This window comes from Peribacillus sp. NPDC097198 (assembly GCF_044762055.1).
In the GTDB taxonomy this organism is placed as follows: Bacteria; Bacillota; Bacilli; order Bacillales; family DSM-1321; genus Peribacillus.
Genome location: NZ_JBIWDO010000018.1, coordinates 24,892 through 41,406 on the forward strand (window position 1 = coordinate 24,892; position 16,515 = coordinate 41,406).

A 16,515-nucleotide genomic window follows, 5' to 3' on the forward strand; every position below is an offset into this window, starting at 1 on the left:
CTTTGGACAAAAATCCAAAGCATTTTTCCGTTCATTTTAGTATATATGGATTGAAAAATAGAGAATAGGTTTGATTCGGTTATAGAGAGAGTAAATACAATCAAAAGGATTTACGCATGATCAAGAGAGGAGGGACAGACTGTGGATGGATTACAACACTTGTTCTCTAAACAAGATGATGTTCATTCGTTAATAGCAGGCATAGACGAAGGATTAAAAGAACAAATGGTATCTGGCTTGACTGGTTCTTCAAGATCACTTCTGCTGGCATCTGTATATGAGAAGACGAACAGATCAATCTTAGTAGTGACCCATAACTTACTACAAGCTCAAAAGTTCCAGGAGGATTTATCGAGTTTTATCCCGGAAGATGAGCTATTTATATATCCAGCCAATGAATTAATTGCTGCAGACATGAGTGTGGCCAGTCCTGAATTACGGGCACAACGCGTAGAAGCATTGAATTTCTGGGCAAAAGGTAAGAAAGGAATTGTCATTGCACCGATTCCTGGTGTCCGCAGAATACTTCCTCCGAAAGATGTTTGGAAGAAGCATCAGCTTTCCTTTAAATTAGGTGAAGAAATCAATCTGGAATCCACATTGGGTAAATTCATCGCTATGGGGTACAATCGGGCTGAAATGGTGTCTTCCCCTGGGGAATTCAGCATCCGGGGCGGTATCATCGATATCTATCCGATAACGGACCCGGACCCTATTCGGATTGAGTTATTCGATACGGAGATTGATTCTATTAGAACGTTCTCATCAGAAGATCAGCGCTCCATTAAAAAGCTTCAGACCGTAACAATCGGCCCGGTTAGCGAAGCTTTATTGGAAACGATTCATATTGAATCCATTATTTCGAAACTTGAAAGCGGATTAAGTAAGAGCTTGAAAAAGGTAAAAGATGAAAAAACGAAAGAACAATTGGTCCAAACCATCAGCTATGAACTTGAGCAGCTTAAGGACGGTAATAAGCCTGATCAAATCTTCAAATACCTAAGTTTAGCATATGATAAACCAGCTAGTTTAATAGATTATCTTCCCGTAAATGGATTGGTGTTCCTGGATGAAATCAGTAGAATCCAAGAACTTAATGATTCTTTGGAAAAGGAAGAGGCAACATGGTATACAGACCTTATAAGTCGGGGGCAGATTATCCATGATATACAAATGGCCCATCCAATGCATGAATTAATTGCAAAATCAAATCGGCCGTTTGTGTACCTTTCTTTGTTTTTACGTCATGTGCCGCATACGAACCCTCAAAACATCCTTAATTTTTCCAGTAAGCAAATGCAGAATTTCCATGGACAGATGAATGTATTCAAGGCAGAACTGGAACGTTGGAAAAAAGGGAATTTTACGGTGATCATTCTTGGGCAAGATGAGGAACGAGTAAAAAAGCTCCATTCCATATTAGCAGATTATGATATCGAAGCGGCAGAACTCCTGGATGCAAACAGCATCCTTCCTGGAAAGGTGCAGATATTACGCGGCAGCCTTAATAGCGGTTTTGAATTGCCAATGCAGAAATTCAGCATTATTACGGAAACTGAATTGTTTAATAAGAAGACAAAAAAGTCGATTCGCAGGCAAAAACTATCAAATGCGGAACGGATCAAAAGTTATTCCGAGTTGAAAATCGGTGATTACGTCGTTCATGTCAATCACGGGATTGGTAAATACTTAGGAATTGAAACGCTAACGATAAACGGGGTACATAAGGACTATCTGCATATCAAGTACCAAGCGGATGACAAATTATATGTTCCTGTTGATCAAATTAACCTTGTTCAAAAGTATGTTGGTTCAGAAGGTAAAGAACCGAAGCTTTATAAGTTAGGCGGAACAGAATGGAAACGTGTAAAAAGTAAGGTTCAGTCTTCTGTGGAGAACATTGCAGATGATCTAATTAAACTCTATGCAGAACGAGAAGCAGCAAAAGGCTATGCCTTTTCCCCTGACGGCGATATGCAGCGGCAATTCGAAACTTCATTCGCCTATAATGAAACGGAAGATCAACTGCGATCCATTACCGAGATTAAAAAGGATATGGAACGTGAAAGGCCGATGGACCGTTTGCTATGTGGTGATGTGGGTTATGGAAAAACGGAGGTGGCCATTCGTGCCGCTTTTAAAGCAATCATGGATGGTAAGCAGGTCGCTTTCCTTGTTCCGACCACGATTCTTGCTCAACAGCACTATGAAACATTGAGGGAGAGATTCCAGGAGTATCCAATATCCATAGGGCTAATGAGTCGCTTCCGTACAAAAAAACAGCAAACGGAAACGATAAAGGGAATAAAAGCTGGCACAGTGGACATCGTTGTCGGCACACACAGAATTCTATCTAAGGATTTGGTATATCGTGATTTAGGCTTGCTGGTGATTGATGAGGAACAACGCTTCGGTGTAACTCACAAAGAAAAAATAAAACGATTGAAAACCAATGTCGATGTATTGACTTTGACTGCTACGCCTATTCCAAGGACTCTTCATATGTCGATGCTGGGTGTTCGTGATTTATCCGTCATAGAGACACCTCCGGAAAATCGTTTTCCAATCCAGACCTATGTAATGGAGTATAACGGAGGCTTAGTCAAAGAAGCAATCGAACGTGAGTTAGCGAGAGATGGACAGGTTTATTTTTTATATAATAGGGTAGATGATATAGCAAGAAAAGCAGAAGAAATTTCCATGTTAGTACCGGATGCCCGCGTTACCTTTGCTCACGGACAAATGTCCGAGCAGGAGCTAGAAGCCGTCATGTTTGGTTTTCTAGAGGGAGAATATGATGTTTTAGTAAGCACAACCATCATAGAGACCGGTGTGGATATTCCCAATGTTAATACGCTCATCGTTAATGAAGCAGATAGAATGGGCCTTTCCCAGCTTTATCAGCTACGGGGACGAGTTGGACGTTCAAATCGGGTGGCCTATGCATTCTTTACTTATAGAAAAGATAAAGTGTTGACTGAAGTTGCCGAAAAACGTCTCCAATCTATTAAGGAATTCACCGAACTAGGATCAGGATTCAAAATTGCCATGCGGGATCTATCCATCAGGGGAGCAGGAAATATATTAGGTGCTCAACAGCATGGATTCATCGATTCAGTTGGTTTTGATTTATATTCTCAAATGTTACAAGAGGCTGTTGAGGCAAAACGTTCGGATAAACCAATCGAAGAAAAGTCTACACTTGAAATTGATGTTGAAATTGATGCATACATCCCAGATGCCTACATAATGGACGGACATCAGAAAATAGAAATGTATAAACGGTTCAGAGGCGTTGCTTCTCTAGAAGAAGTTGAGGAATTAAAAGAGGAGATGCTCGATCGATTTGGCGAGTACCCGGAAGAGGTTGCTTATCTATTTTTAATCGCTGAAATGAAGGTGTTTGCTAATACGGCTGGTATTGAGAGCATCAAACAGCTTAAACAGGAAATCACCATCCTCCTTAGGGAAGAAGTAAGCAGCATCGTGGACGGTCAAAAGGTCTTTGAGCTTGGCTCGAAATACGGCCGTATGGTTGGCTTCGGTATGGACGGTAATCGAATGAAACTTGTTCTGCACATAAAAGGTGTAGAACAAACCAAGTGGTTACCTATACTTTTCGAGATGACCAAAGGCCTCCAGTTCGTCAAAAAAGAAATACAAGCGACAAAAAATTAATGAGAAGATGGTTCTCTTGAAGAAGCCTTCTGGCACACTTATAAAAAATACATCAAAAAGAAATATTTTTTCAAAGTGTATAGAACTTACCATTAGAAAAATACTAAGTTCAATAGCTGGTGATGTTTTTGCTTTACAAAAGAGGATATATCAAATCAATTAGATGAAAGTGAGGCAACATTAGATGAAAGCAACTGGTATCGTTCGGCGAATTGATGATTTAGGTAGAGTTGTCATCCCAAAAGAAATTCGAAGGACTCTCCGCATCCGTGAAGGTGACCCATTAGAAATCTTCGTGGACAGAGATGGAGAAGTCATTCTAAAGAAATACTCCCCTATTAGTGAACTAGGTGATTTTGCAAGAGAATATGCAGAAGCAATATATGATAGCCTAGGAAATCCAGTTATGATATGTGATCGTGATACTTACATTGCTGTAGCGGGCGGGTCTAAAAAGGACTATTTAAATAAAAGCATCAGTGACTTGGTAGAAAAAATCATGGAGGAAAGAAATCCTGTCCTTGAATCACCGAATGGACAAATTTCCTTCGTGGATTCAAATGATGAAGAAGTTCAATCTTATGCAGCAGCTCCGATCATAGCCAGTGGTGACCCGATAGGTGCGGTTCTGATTTTCTCTAAAGATGGCGCATTAGGTGAAGTTGAACAGAAGTCGGTTGAAACAGCAGCTAGTTTCCTTGCAAGGCAAATGGAACAGTAAGTCAGGAAATGCAATTATATATATGGATGTGTAAAGGGCAGCGATCGCTGTCCTTTTTGTTCTTTTAAAAAAAGATCATAACAGGGAGTCCCATGAATAAATGGAGTCGTGCTTTTGCTGGAGGATCGTGTTAAGAGGAGGGGACCCTGTAAGTAAAATAACTTCTACAAATTGTGCTATAATAACAACCACATATAAGTGAAAAGGGGAAAAAGAATGGCTGAAAAGCCTTATAAAACTTCAAGGGACATCTTTCGAGGAGCCTTGATTTTAAGTGCTGCGGCCATTATCGTGAAAATTTTGAGTGCAGCCTATCGCATTCCATATCAAAATGTCGCCGGGGATATCGGGTTCTATATTTATCAACAGGTATATCCTTTTTACGGAGTGGCTTTGACACTCTCTACGCTTGGTTTTCCCGTTGTTATATCAAAACTCATTGCAGAACGGGGCTCTTCCGAAAATGACTACACGATAAAAGACATTCTGTCGACTGCTTTGGTTGTTTTAGGTTCCATCGGTTTATTGTTATTCATGGCTCTATTTCTCGGAGCGGATTGGATTGCGGGGATCATGAGAGACCCAGAGTTATCAGGGCTTTTGAAAATCATAGCATTTTCCTATTTACTCATGCCGTTTTCATCCGTTTTAAGAGGATTCTTTCAAGGGAAAAATGATATGATTCCAACGGCTGGCTCCCAGGTCGCTGAACAAAGTATCCGGGTTGTAACCATCCTTGTATTATCGACACTGTTTGTGCATATGGGCTATTCTCTGTATGATGTCGGTAAGGGCGCGGTCTTCGGTTCGATTACGGGAGGGATATCGGGGCTTGTTCTGTTGTTTGCCTTCGTGCTTTTGAGACGGGAGTGGAAGCTGTTTAAGCCAATGGGTGTTAAGAGGCCCCACTTCATTCGTATTTCCAGGAGCTTAATCTTTCAAGGTTTCGCCTTTTGTGTGACCGGGCTTATACTCATCCTGTTTCAATTTGTGGATTCCTTTCACCTCTACTCGCTATTGAGAGGGTCCGGGATGGGTGAAGGAGAAGCCAAAGGGTGGAAAGGGGTCTATGACCGGGGACAACCTTTGCTTCAGTTGGGGACCGTCGTGGCGAACTCTTTTGCATTGGCGCTTGTCCCTGTTATCTCCGGGTTTGTCCGGGACCGTAATGATCAAGAAATTCTAGGAAAGGTTAGATTGGTGTTGCGTGTGAGTGCAACGATTGGATTGGCTGCCGCCGTGGGTTTGATGGCAACGATGAGACCGGTCAATTACATGTTGTTCACAGACTCAAAAGGTACAGTCACCTTAGCCATCTATTCCATATCGATATTATTTACGTCACTAATCATGGCAAAAGCTGCGGTGATACAATGTCTGGGTCATTCGGTAGCCCCGGTAATCATCACGCTAATCGGGGTAGGGAGCAAGTGGCTATTAGATCTTGCCCTTATCCCTCGCTATCACATTGCAGGGGCGGCATGTGCTACCGTTCTGGCTTTCTTTATCATGACGATTTTGTTTTATATAGTAGTAAAGGTACATATCAAAAAGCCTTTATTTGAAAAGAGGCACCTGTATATTATTTTAGGAAGTACGGCTTGCATGGGATTGGCAGTCCTGCTATTCAATGAAGCATTCCGCTGGGTGATGCCACCTGAAGAAAGTAGGATGCTTGCTACATTCCAAGCATTAGGCGGAGTGGGCATGGGAGCGGTGATCTTCTTATTCATGATCATCCGTACTGGGTTGTTCACGGAAGAGGAGCTTGCCTTGATACCAGCAGGGTTAAAAGTTAAACGGCTTATTAAAAAGAAGAATCGAGGTACTGAAAATGTTGACGAATGAGATAACGATTATAGGTCTTGGTGCGGGCGATTTAGACCAGCTCCCATATGGAATCTATAAGAAACTGACTCAAACAAAGGAATGCTTCGTCCGGACAATGGACCACCCGGTCATCACGGATTTGACGGCGCTAGGAACTAAGTTCCTTTCTTTTGATTCAGTATATGAAAAACATGACCAGTTCGAAGCTGTATACGAGGAAATATCAGAGACGTTATTAAGCGAAGCCATGAATGGTCCTGTTCTATACGCTGTACCAGGCCACCCGATGGTTGCCGAGAAGACGGTCCAGCTCTTACTGGAGAAAGGACCGGACCGTGGAGTTGCCATCAAGCTTGAAGGTGGTCAAAGCTTCCTTGATCCTCTATTCCAGGCCGTGAAGATTGATCCGATTGAAGGATTTCAACTTCTGGATGGAACGGATCTTTCCCCGGACGACTTACATATCCGGCAACACATGATCATCGGGCAGGTATACGATGCCTTCAGTGCTTCTAACGTGAAATTGACGCTGATGGAGAAGCTTCCTGATGACTATACAGTGTATATCGTAACAGCGGCAGGAAGTAGCGAGGAAAAGGTTACCCAATGTGCGCTTTATGAGTTAGATCGGCAAATGGAACTGAGCAACCTAACGAGTGTTTATGTACCGCCCGTTAAAGAAGAGGCCTTGCAGTACCGGGAATTTTCCAAGCTTCGTCAAATCATTGCGCAGCTTAGAGGACCTGATGGATGTCCGTGGGATAAGAAACAAACACATGAGAGCCTAAAAAAATATTTAATAGAAGAGGCTTATGAACTGATAGACTCAATCGATGAAGAAGATGATGATGGAATGATTGGGGAATTGGGGGACGTGCTGCTACAAGTGATGCTTCACGCGCAAATTGGTGAAGATGAAGGCATGTTCACTATAGATGATATAATTGGCGGGATTTCGGCTAAAATGGTCCGGCGCCATCCTCATGTGTTCGGAGATGTAGAAGTGAGTGGCGAGGAAGACGTTTTAGTGAACTGGCAGAAAATCAAAGAAGAAGAAAACGGACAAGACGCAGACAGGGATGTCTCCCTTTTAGATGGTGTGGAGAAATCACTGCCAAACTTGCTTCGTGCCGAGGATTATCAGAAAAGGGCAGCGAAGGTCGGGTTCGACTGGGGAGAGGTTTCCGAAGCATGGAAAAAGGTTATAGAAGAAGTGCAAGAATTTGAAGACGAAATGAAGGATCCTAACCCAAATAAAGATCGGATAAAGTCCGAATTGGGCGACCTCTTTTTTGCGCTTGTCAATGTTTCGCGCTATTATGACATACAAGCGGAAGAAGCTGTCCATAAGGCAAATCTTAAGTTTTATAAACGGTTTACATATATAGAAGAATGTATCAAAAAGGAGGAAAAGAATTTCTCTGATTATACACTGGAGGAATTGGATTCCTATTGGAATGAAGCCAAAGCAAAAGGACTTTAAATTATAAGGGGATGTAAACATGCCAATGAGATTAGATAAATTCCTTAAGGTATCAAGATTAATCAAGCGAAGGACCCTTGCGAAAGAAGTTGCGGATAAAGGTCGTATCACCATCAATGGGCAACAGGCAAAGGCGAGTTCAAATGTAAAAGAGGGTGACGAATTAACGGTGCGTTTTGGTCAAAAGTTGGTTACCGTCCGCGTAGAGAAAATCCAGGAAACGACGAAGAAAGAAGCAGCCGCCGAGATGTTTTCAATCATTAAGGAAGAAAAGCTGGCAGAAGAGTAGGGACAGGCTTGTTCTAATTCATCCCATCTGCACATACACTTGTACAAAATCAATGGTATTGTGAGGGATGGAAATGAGCCAATATATTGATCCAAATGCTGGTTATACAAAAGGAACGATTCAGGAACATGATGTCACGATGAAGGGCCGTCGTTTATTGGATATTACCGGGGTGAAACAAGTGGAAAGTTTCGATAACGAAGAGTTTCTGCTTGAAACATCCATGGGCTTCTTATCTATTCGTGGACAAAATTTACAAATGAAGAATCTAGATGTGGATAAAGGGATTGTTTCAATCAAGGGGAAGGTATTTGACCTCGTATACTTAGATGAACAATCTGGGGAGAAAGCTAAAGGCTTCTTTGGCAAATTGTTCAAATGACCCTGACGATTCAATTTTATACGTTGCTTGCGATGATTGGAATGGGCAGTTTGTTTGGTGCTGCCCTAGATACGTATAACCATTTCTTGAAGCGTTCAGAGAGGAATAAGTGGATTGTTTTCCTCCATGACTTTCTTTTCTGGATCATTCAAGGCCTAGTCATTTTTTATGTCCTGTTTTTAGTGAATGAGGGTGAGCTACGCCTCTATTTATTTTTGGCCTTATTATGCGGATTTTCTGCCTACCAAGCTCTTTTTAAAGATTTGTATCTTCGATTATTGTCATTTGTCATTTCTTTGGTGGTCAAGCTGTTTAGATTTCTAACAGAACTGGTCCGCCTGGTACTATTTGAGCCAATTAAATGGATCATCATGACCATGTTTGTATTCATCATGGGGATAGGCAAGGGTGTCGGAACGCTTTTAAAAGGGATAGGTAAAGTGATTCTCTTTGTATTAAATATATTCTGGAAGCCTCTAAAATGGATATTTTTAAAAATGTGGAATTTATTTCCGGTTTTTGTTACAAAAAATGGCGAGAAGTTTTATAATAAAGGCAAAGGGATTTTATTGAAAATGAAGAATTCTATTAGTGAGACAATCCATAAATGGAGAAAAAGAAGAAAATGAGGAGTGATAGGACTATGAGCAGCCTCAAGAAAAGGAATGTAGCAAAAATCGAAAATCCTTATGTCGCTCAACAAGAGAAAAAGGTACAAACAGTCAAAAAAAAGAAACGTGGTTTAGTCCGCCGACTAACGCTATATTCCGTTTTCGCTGCTATCTTTTTGATTGTGGCTGTGTCCACTCTCGTTACGCAGAATATTGCCTTAGATGAAAAAGTACAGCAAAAGGAAGAACTAGAAGGAAAGTTAGCGAAAATGGAAAAGAAAGAGTCACTTCTTAAAGAAGAGATCGTAAAACTGAATGATGAGGAGTACATCGCAAAGATCGCGAGAAGGGATTACTTCCTATCAGATAAGGGTGAAGTCATCTTCAACCTTCCAAAGGCGAAGGAAGATAGCGACTAATATTGACACTATTTTTTTACTTTAGCTATAATATAAGTGAAGAGATTTTTTAACATTTCTAAGGAGGAACATTTTTTTTATGTCAATCGAAGTAGGCAGCAAGTTACAAGGAAAAGTAACGGGCATTACTAATTTTGGTGCATTTGTAGAGTTAGCCGAGGGTTCTACGGGTCTTGTCCATATCAGTGAAGTAGCGGATAATTATGTCAAAGATATTAATGACCATTTGAAGGTTGGGGACATAGTTGAAGTGAAAGTCATCAATGTGGAAAAGGACGGTAAAATTGGCTTATCCATAAAAAAAGCAATAGACCGACCTGAGGGAGAGAGAAAACCTGCGTATACACCACGTCCGCGCCAGGGAAGAGGGAATGATAATCGTTCGAAAGACTCTCGTTCTAAAGGGAATGGTTTTCAACCTAAGGAAAACTTTGAGCAAAAAATGGCTAAATTCTTAAAGGATAGCGAAGACCGCTTAACGACACTCAAGCGAAGCACCGAAACAAAGCGTGGAGGGCGCGGAGGAAGACGCGGATAAACTTGCTGCTGAAATGGATTAGCAACGTTTCTGTTAATAATTCATAGTATGAATACAAATATAGATCATGGATAAAGGCAAGCCTACTAGGCTTGCCTTCTTTTAATATAGTGATAGGTTCAAAAAACTGATCTTAGCTATGGCAAAAAGACTTATGCCAACTAAAAAGCGCCTCGGTTTACTCTCCTAATGAAGAGGGAACCGAGGCGCTTTTTTTTATGGGATGACCCGTACGGGAATCGAACCCGTGTTACCGCCGTGAAAGGGCGGTGTCTTAACCGCTTGACCAACGGGCCAGAATTAGTAAAAAGATAGCGGCAGAGGGGATCGAACCCCCGACCTCACGGGTATGAACCGTACGCTCTAGCCAGCTGAGCTACGCCGCCATAATGATAAGTGCTACTGAAGCACAAGTTATATCTTACAGTCGTGCTAGAGGATTGTCAACAGAAAAAAGAAAAAATGTCACTTTCCAAATTTAACTTAAATATTCAGGGCATTTTCCACAAAAATAACCTAAAAACTTTGCTTTTCTTCAGAAATAAAAGAACGCCTGTTCCTCTATTTAAGAAAAGCGTTTAAAAACCTGTATACAAATGAACGTTCAAGAAGAATTTCGTCGAACGTTTTTTAGTATGACTTATAAAATTATGACAAAAAAATAGAGATGTCCTCTATATAATAAAAATCAATAATACGAATGGGGTGTTGAAATGGAGAAAATCGAAAGACCTATGATGGAACCGCTTGGAGATGTTCAGTTAAAGGAAGCGAAGGATGGGGCGATCAATTGGATTCAGACGCTTCAGGCAAAAACGGATGACATATTTATAAAGAAGGGAATTTCATTAGCCATTATCGGTTTTTTATTAGGACGAGCCTTGATTCTTTCACAATTATCACCATTTGCCCTTCCGTTTTTCGCTGCTGTGTTTCTCATGCGTCGTGATCGAGCGCCACTTGCACTATTCGGTTTAATCGCAGGGGGGCTGACCATTCATTACTCCAATAGTTTAGTGATCTTTGCATCCGCGTTCCTGCTCCTTCTTTTTAATAAGATTAAGAGACCGGGAGTTGAAGGACAGTTCAAGACGATGTCGATGTATGTGTTCGCTTCACTCTTCCTGGTCAACCTGGCCCAGCAATATCTGGTCTTCCGAACGATTCAGCTATACGACATGATGATGATCGGGGTGGAGGCGGGACTCGCAATGATTCTTACCCTAATATTCATACAGTCCATCCCGCTGCTATCCATACGTAAAAAATCGCAATCATTAAGGACGGAGGAAATCGTCAGTATAATCATCCTGCTTGCATCAGTGATGACCGGGACAATAGGCTGGATGATTTATGATTTATCTCTCGACCATATATTTTCACGATATCTGGTCCTCCTATTCGGGCTGGCAGGAGGGGCCGCCATAGGCTCCACTGTCGGCGTCGTCACCGGTTTAATATTTAGCCTGGCAAGCATCGCGAGTCTCTATCAAATGAGCCTCCTTGCCTTTTCGGGCTTGCTTGGGGGATTACTGAAGGAGGGAAGAAAGGTCGGCGTTGCCGCAGGCCTATTAATTGCAACGCTATTAATAGGCCTGTACGGAGAAGGAACCAACAATATCATGGTCACACTATATGAATCGCTTATTGCCGTCTTATTATTCGTATTAACACCGTCATCCATCATAAATAAAATTGCCAAGCATATACCCGGAACCGCTGAAAATTCAGATGAACAGCAGCAGTATGCCCGGAAAGTGAGGGACGTGACCGCCCAAAGGGTAGAACAGTTCTCACATGTATTCGAGGCGCTTTCCAATAGTTTCTCACAAGTCGATGAAAGAGGAAGAGTGGAGGAGGATGAAAAAGAGTTTGATTACTTTTTAAGCAATGTTACTGAAAAGACCTGTCAGATCTGTTTTAAGAAGGATCAATGCTGGGCCAAGAACTTTAATACAACCTATGATGGAATGCAGGAAATTATGATTCAATTGAGTGAAAATGATGGACAGCTTCCCCAAAAAACGTCAAAGGAGTGGGATAAGTACTGTACGAGAGGTCCGCAGGTCGTAGGGGCGATAGCCCAGGAACTTAATTATTACGAAGCCAATCAAAAACTGAAAAGGCAGGTGAAAGAGAGTAGGAGACTAGTAGCTGATCAGTTACGGGGTGTATCAGCCGTAATGGAGGACTTCGCCAAGGAAATTCAAAGGGAAAGGAAAAATCATCATCTACATGAGGAATCTATAATGGAGGCCATTCAGGATTTTGGTCTAAATATTGGGTATGTGGAGATTTACAGCCTTGAACAGGGAGGTGTCGATATAGAAATGAGCGTCCCTTACTGTCAAGGAAGGGGGGAATGCGAGAAATTGATTGCTCCTATGCTTTCCGATATTTTAGGGGAAACGATTGTTGTTCATTCTGAGGAATGTGCCAAGTATCCACAAGGGCAATGTGAGGTGATATTCAGGTCGGCAAAAAAATTCACGGTTGAAACGGGTGTAGCACATGCTGCAAAGGGAGGAGGACTTGTATCAGGGGATAGTTATACGACAATGGAAATTGGCGCCGGGAAATATGCGATTGCCATAAGCGACGGGATGGGCAATGGGGAGAGGGCTCATTATGAAAGCACGGAAACATTGAAGTTACTTCAGAAATTTTTACAATCCGGAATAGAAGAAAAGATAGCCATAAAATCTGTAAACTCCGTATTATCTCTGCGAACGACTGATGAAATATTTTCTACTCTTGACCTAGTAATGATTGACCTTCAAGATGCAAAGGCTAGATTTTTAAAAATCTGTTCCATACCAAGCTTTATTAAGAGGGGGGATAAAATCATTAAAATAGAATCCAGTAACCTGCCAATGGGCATTATTCAAGAAGTTGATGTAGATGTCGTATCCGAGGAACTGAGGGATGGCGATATATTGATCATGATGAGTGATGGAGTGTTCGATGGCCCATCTCATGTGGAAAACATTGAGTTTTGGCTTAAACGGAAAATCAAGGAAATGGAAACGGACGACCCGCAGGAAATATCTGATCTAATCCTAGAAGAAGTCATACGGACAAAAGGAGTCATAGATGACGACATGACAGTGGTCACTTCGAAAATCAAGCATAATACACCGAAATGGGCTTCGATTCCCGTTTCGGCCAAACGAAAAAAAGCCCAATAGAGGAGGAGTGCCTATAAAAACCATAAGGAGGAATCAATGTGCCAAGTTGGTACCTTTTCACCCGATATAACAAGTTCGCAGGAACTAAGATTTACATAGGCAACCAGTCATAGAATGTTGACTGGTTGCCTATGTATTTTATTGTATAAATTCCTCCCTTTTAGTCAAGTATGGTAACAGATTGAAAGGAAGGGAGAGCCAAACATGAAAGCAGGTACATTAAGACAGGTTTTGCTTATAACGGACGGCTGCTCGAATCATGGTGAGGAGCCTGCTTCAGTAGCTGCACTAGCAAGGGAGCAGGGCGTCACCATCAATGTCATAGGAGTATTGGAAAACGATGTAATAGATGAAAAGGGCCTGAAAGAGATCGAGAAAATTGCGGGTGCCGGGGGCGGTGTCAGCCAAATCGTTTATGCTCAACAATTATCACAAACCGTTCAGATGGTGACTCAAAAAGCCATGACGCAAACTATACAAGGAGTTATTAATCGTGAACTTCAACAAATATTAGGTGACTCTAGAACGATGGAAGATCTCCCGCCAGATAAAAGAGGAGAAGTGATGGAGGTGGTCGACGAGCTAGGAGAAACGAGCGAGCTTGAGGTGCTAATCCTTGTCGATACAAGTGCGAGTATGAAACATAAGCTTCCGACCGTGAAGGATTCCTTGTTAGACCTTTCCCTCAGTATGAATGCAAGAATGGGCGATAGCCGGTTTTCCGTCTTTGCATTTCCCGGGAAAAGGAATGATGTGGAAAAACTGCTTGATTGGACGCCGAACTTGGAAGCGTTGACGAAAATATTTTCCAAGCTTAGTACGGGAGGGCTCACACCAACAGGACCAGCAATACGGGAAGCACTTTCTTATTTCAATAAAAAACGTTCGTTGAGGGGATTGTTATCGAATGATGATGAACAATACTTTGAGGAATCTATGTAAGCTCCCCCCTGGAAGTATCATTACTGGAAAGTGGAATAAGAACCATTACACAATTATCAAGGAGTTGGGCTGCGGTGCTAACGGATTTGTTTATCTAGTAGAGAGCAAAAACCGTCATTATGCTCTGAAGCTCAGTGATAATGGGACATCGATCATTTCAGAGATGAATATTCTAAAATCCTTTTCCAAGGTCCAGGGGTCTACCCTTGGACCTTCATTTTTGGAAGCGGATGATTTTATGACCAAAGGAAAGCAACTCCCGTTTTATGTAATGGAGTATATTCACGGTCATGATTTCTTGTATTTCATTGAGAAGAAAGGGTTCTCGTGGATTGGGGTCTTGGCCCTTCAATTATTGACTAGTTTATCTGCCTTGCATGCAAATGGGTGGGTCTTTGGCGATCTAAAGCCAGAGAATTTGATCGTGACTTCCCAGGACTATAAAGTGCGATGTGTAGATGTCGGCGGAACGACCTTGATTGGGAGATCGGTGAAGGAATTCACCGAATTCTTCGATAGGGGATACTGGGGGTTGGGGTCAAGAAAGGCTGACCTACAATATGATTTGTTCGCTGTTGCCATGATTATCATCAATTCGGCCTATCCAGCGCGTTTTCAGAAAAAAGGGGAAGGGTATAGTCAACTAACAGACGTGATTAAACAGAAAAAGGAATTGCAACCATATAGAAAGATGCTGGATAAAGCGCTTCTCGGGAAGTATGACTCCGCCTTACGGATGCGTGAGGACCTAGTTGTCTTACTTAGTGACCAGAAGCATTCAAAGAAAAAGACGTCGAGTCAAGCTACTACGAGACAAGCAAGAAGAAGCCAGAGGCAGCCGAAGAAAAAGAAGGGGGGATTTGTAGAGACTTTTTTAGTGGTGGCCGTCATCTCGATAATCTATGTTCTTTACATATATGAACAGTTGTTATGATATAGTTAATAAAGTGTAGAGGTGGAATATTTGAAACCCATTACACTTTTTAAACGTAGAAACTAATACCTGTACATAAAGAAGGAAGATCCCATGTTAAAGGAAAAAGTTCTAAAGACCATTCATAGGAACCACTTGATTCAGGAAGGTTCGAAATTGCTCGTAGGTGTATCTGGAGGGCCTGACTCATTGGCACTTTTACATTTCCTTAAGGAAGCCCAACCTATTTTTCATTATGAGCTCATTGTTGCGAGTGTTGACCATATGTTTCGGGGCGACGAATCCCTTGCCGATTATCAGTATGTCAAACAAATGTGCGAACAGTGGGATATTGTTTTTGAAGGCAAAAGGATTGATGTGCCAGCATATATTGAAAAAACCGGTCAGAGTTCTCAATTGTCATCAAGAATGCTGCGTTTTGCTTTTTTTGAAGAAATGATGGATAAACATCAGGCAGATACGCTCGTTTTGGGACACCATGGCGATGATCAAGTCGAAACGATTCTCATGCGTTTGACTCGAGGGGCGACAGGTCAAGCGAGAGCAGGAATCTCCCTGAAAAGACCTTTCCATGGCGGTCAGCTAATCAGGCCTTTTTTGGAAGTTACCAAGGATGAAATCATCGAATACGCAACCATTCATCATCTTGAGCCTAGATACGACCCAAGTAATGAAAAGAATGATTACCTGAGAAATCGTTTCAGGCACGAAGTCCTTCCGTTCCTAAAGAAAGAAAATAGGCTTGTTCATGAACACTTCCAGCGCTTTAGTGAAGAGGTAATGGAAGATGAGAAGTTCTTACAGGATCTGGTCAGGAAAGAAATGTCCGAGATATGGGTTCAACAGGATAGGAAACATTCTGTAATTCGGATAGATAAGGTACTTGCGATGCCTAAACCTTTACAAAGAAGATCTATTCAACTAATATTAAACTATCTTTATTTGAAGAGACCTTCATCGCTTTCGGCATTACATATCGATCAACTTTTAGCTTTGTTTTTAAATCCTCAACCTTCAGCAGAACTGCATCTCCCGGAAGGCCTTATTGTAGAAAAATCCTATCAAACATGCATCTTTAGTTTTTTTCGCCAAGAAAGCCAAGAATATTCTATTATAGTACAAATTCCCGGTGAGACTATTCTTCCGAATGGATATAAAATTAAAGCACACTATATAAAAGATGAAATTCCCTATAGTAAAGGAAATGATTCTTTTATACTCCCTGAATCGGCTGTTCGACTCCCATTGATTGCCCGCACAAGGCAGGAAGGCGATAGAATGGATGTTAAGGGATTGGGTGGAACGAAAAAGTTGAAGGGGATTTTTATCAATGAGAAAGTCCCGATGCTAGAAAGAAATGCATGGCCGATTATCATCGATCAAGCAGGGATGGTCATTTGGCTTCCCGGTTTAAAGAAATCGGATGTTGAGGCGGACCAGGTTTCTGATGAATCATCTTTAATCTACTTAGAATATAATAAAGCTTAATCTTCTTGGGGG

General features: G+C 41.7%; 13 protein-coding genes and 2 tRNA genes. 13 read left to right on the forward strand and 2 right to left on the reverse strand.

Annotated elements, in window-relative coordinates:
• Nucleotides 1–141: 141 nt before the first annotated feature.
• The 9 genes from mfd to ACIQXQ_RS19735 all read left to right on the forward strand — a co-directional run bounded on the left by mfd (nt 142) and on the right by ACIQXQ_RS19735 (nt 9,951).
• Nucleotides 142–3,678, forward strand: coding sequence for a transcription-repair coupling factor (gene mfd, locus ACIQXQ_RS19695; RefSeq protein WP_402875916.1), 3,537 nt, complete (start codon nt 142–144; stop codon nt 3,676–3,678).
• Nucleotides 3,679–3,862: 184 nt separating this feature from the next.
• Nucleotides 3,863–4,399, forward strand: a complete 537-nt coding sequence (spoVT, locus tag ACIQXQ_RS19700) for a stage V sporulation protein T (RefSeq protein WP_402875918.1) — start codon at nt 3,863–3,865, stop codon at nt 4,397–4,399.
• Between the two features lie 216 nt (nt 4,400–4,615).
• Entirely contained in the window at nt 4,616–6,247 is a 1,632-nt protein-coding gene (locus ACIQXQ_RS19705; protein WP_402875920.1) for a putative polysaccharide biosynthesis protein, read from the forward strand.
• Nucleotides 6,234–7,712, forward strand: a complete 1,479-nt coding sequence (gene yabN, locus ACIQXQ_RS19710; protein WP_402959602.1) for a bifunctional methyltransferase/pyrophosphohydrolase YabN — start codon at nt 6,234–6,236, stop codon at nt 7,710–7,712. Before ACIQXQ_RS19705 ends, yabN begins: the two co-directional genes overlap by 14 nt.
• 25 nt (nt 7,713–7,737) lie before the next feature.
• Nucleotides 7,738–8,001 (forward strand): RNA-binding S4 domain-containing protein, encoded by a 264-nt coding sequence (locus tag ACIQXQ_RS19715; protein WP_402875960.1) that lies wholly within the window; start codon nt 7,738–7,740, stop codon nt 7,999–8,001.
• Nucleotides 8,002–8,074: 73 nt separating this feature from the next.
• Nucleotides 8,075–8,383, forward strand: a complete 309-nt coding sequence (gene yabP, locus ACIQXQ_RS19720) for a sporulation protein YabP (protein WP_402875924.1) — start codon at nt 8,075–8,077, stop codon at nt 8,381–8,383.
• The gene (gene yabQ / locus ACIQXQ_RS19725) at nt 8,380–9,012 is read left to right on the forward strand and encodes a spore cortex biosynthesis protein YabQ (RefSeq protein ID WP_402959604.1); all 633 of its coding nucleotides are present in this window, start codon (nt 8,380–8,382) and stop codon (nt 9,010–9,012) included. The genes yabP and yabQ overlap by 4 nt, the downstream gene beginning before the upstream one ends.
• A 14-nt stretch (nt 9,013–9,026) precedes the next feature.
• Nucleotides 9,027–9,413 carry an FtsB family cell division protein gene (locus ACIQXQ_RS19730; protein WP_402875928.1) on the forward strand — a complete coding sequence of 129 codons (387 nt, stop codon included), beginning with the start codon at nt 9,027–9,029 and terminating at the stop codon, nt 9,411–9,413.
• Between the two features lie 79 nt (nt 9,414–9,492).
• Entirely contained in the window at nt 9,493–9,951 is a 459-nt protein-coding gene (locus ACIQXQ_RS19735; RefSeq protein ID WP_402875930.1) for a S1 domain-containing RNA-binding protein, read from the forward strand.
• Nucleotides 9,952–10,175: 224 nt separating this feature from the next.
• Here the strand turns inward: ACIQXQ_RS19735 and ACIQXQ_RS19740 are convergent.
• Together ACIQXQ_RS19740 and ACIQXQ_RS19745 are read right to left on the reverse strand one after the other, a co-directional pair.
• Nucleotides 10,176–10,247: transfer RNA gene (locus ACIQXQ_RS19740), tRNA-Glu, on the reverse strand.
• A 16-nt stretch (nt 10,248–10,263) separates the two neighbouring features.
• A tRNA-Met gene (locus ACIQXQ_RS19745) sits at nt 10,264–10,337 on the reverse strand.
• Nucleotides 10,338–10,664: 327 nt separating this feature from the next.
• Between ACIQXQ_RS19745 and spoIIE the strand changes: the two genes are divergently transcribed.
• From spoIIE to tilS, 4 genes are all read left to right on the forward strand, one after another.
• A complete protein-coding gene (gene spoIIE, locus ACIQXQ_RS19750) occupies nt 10,665–13,139 on the forward strand; it encodes a stage II sporulation protein E (RefSeq protein WP_402875932.1) in 2,475 nt (824 codons plus the stop codon).
• 204 nt (nt 13,140–13,343) lie between these two features.
• Complete coding sequence (locus ACIQXQ_RS19755; RefSeq protein ID WP_402875934.1) at nt 13,344–14,081, forward strand: VWA domain-containing protein; 738 nt, start codon at nt 13,344–13,346, stop codon at nt 14,079–14,081.
• On the forward strand, nt 14,047–15,015 hold the full coding sequence (locus ACIQXQ_RS19760) for a protein kinase domain-containing protein (RefSeq protein WP_402959606.1): 969 nt from the start codon (nt 14,047–14,049) through the stop codon (nt 15,013–15,015). Before ACIQXQ_RS19755 ends, ACIQXQ_RS19760 begins: the two co-directional genes overlap by 35 nt.
• Nucleotides 15,016–15,108: 93 nt before the next feature.
• Complete coding sequence (tilS, locus tag ACIQXQ_RS19765) at nt 15,109–16,503, forward strand: tRNA lysidine(34) synthetase TilS (RefSeq protein WP_402959608.1); 1,395 nt, start codon at nt 15,109–15,111, stop codon at nt 16,501–16,503.
• Nucleotides 16,504–16,515 lie beyond the last annotated feature (12 nt).

Excerpts from the sequence above, each read along its gene's own strand:
- yabQ (WP_402959604.1), top strand. The coding sequence starts at position 8,380 with ATGACCCTGACGATTCAATTTTATACGTTGCTTGCGATGATTGGAATG.
- ACIQXQ_RS19760 (WP_402959606.1), top strand. The coding sequence starts at position 14,047 with ATGATGATGAACAATACTTTGAGGAATCTATGTAAGCTCCCCCCTGGA.
- ACIQXQ_RS19715 (WP_402875960.1), top strand. The coding sequence starts at position 7,738 with ATGAGATTAGATAAATTCCTTAAGGTATCAAGATTAATCAAGCGAAGG.
- ACIQXQ_RS19705 (WP_402875920.1), top strand. The coding sequence starts at position 4,616 with ATGGCTGAAAAGCCTTATAAAACTTCAAGGGACATCTTTCGAGGAGCC.
- yabN (WP_402959602.1), top strand. The coding sequence starts at position 6,234 with ATGTTGACGAATGAGATAACGATTATAGGTCTTGGTGCGGGCGATTTA.
- tilS (WP_402959608.1), top strand. The coding sequence starts at position 15,109 with ATGTTAAAGGAAAAAGTTCTAAAGACCATTCATAGGAACCACTTGATT.
- yabP (WP_402875924.1), top strand. The coding sequence starts at position 8,075 with ATGAGCCAATATATTGATCCAAATGCTGGTTATACAAAAGGAACGATT.
- spoVT (WP_402875918.1), top strand. The coding sequence starts at position 3,863 with ATGAAAGCAACTGGTATCGTTCGGCGAATTGATGATTTAGGTAGAGTT.
- ACIQXQ_RS19735 (WP_402875930.1), top strand. The coding sequence starts at position 9,493 with ATGTCAATCGAAGTAGGCAGCAAGTTACAAGGAAAAGTAACGGGCATT.
- ACIQXQ_RS19755 (WP_402875934.1), top strand. The coding sequence starts at position 13,344 with ATGAAAGCAGGTACATTAAGACAGGTTTTGCTTATAACGGACGGCTGC.
- spoIIE (WP_402875932.1), top strand. The coding sequence starts at position 10,665 with ATGGAGAAAATCGAAAGACCTATGATGGAACCGCTTGGAGATGTTCAG.
- ACIQXQ_RS19730 (WP_402875928.1), top strand. The coding sequence starts at position 9,027 with ATGAGCAGCCTCAAGAAAAGGAATGTAGCAAAAATCGAAAATCCTTAT.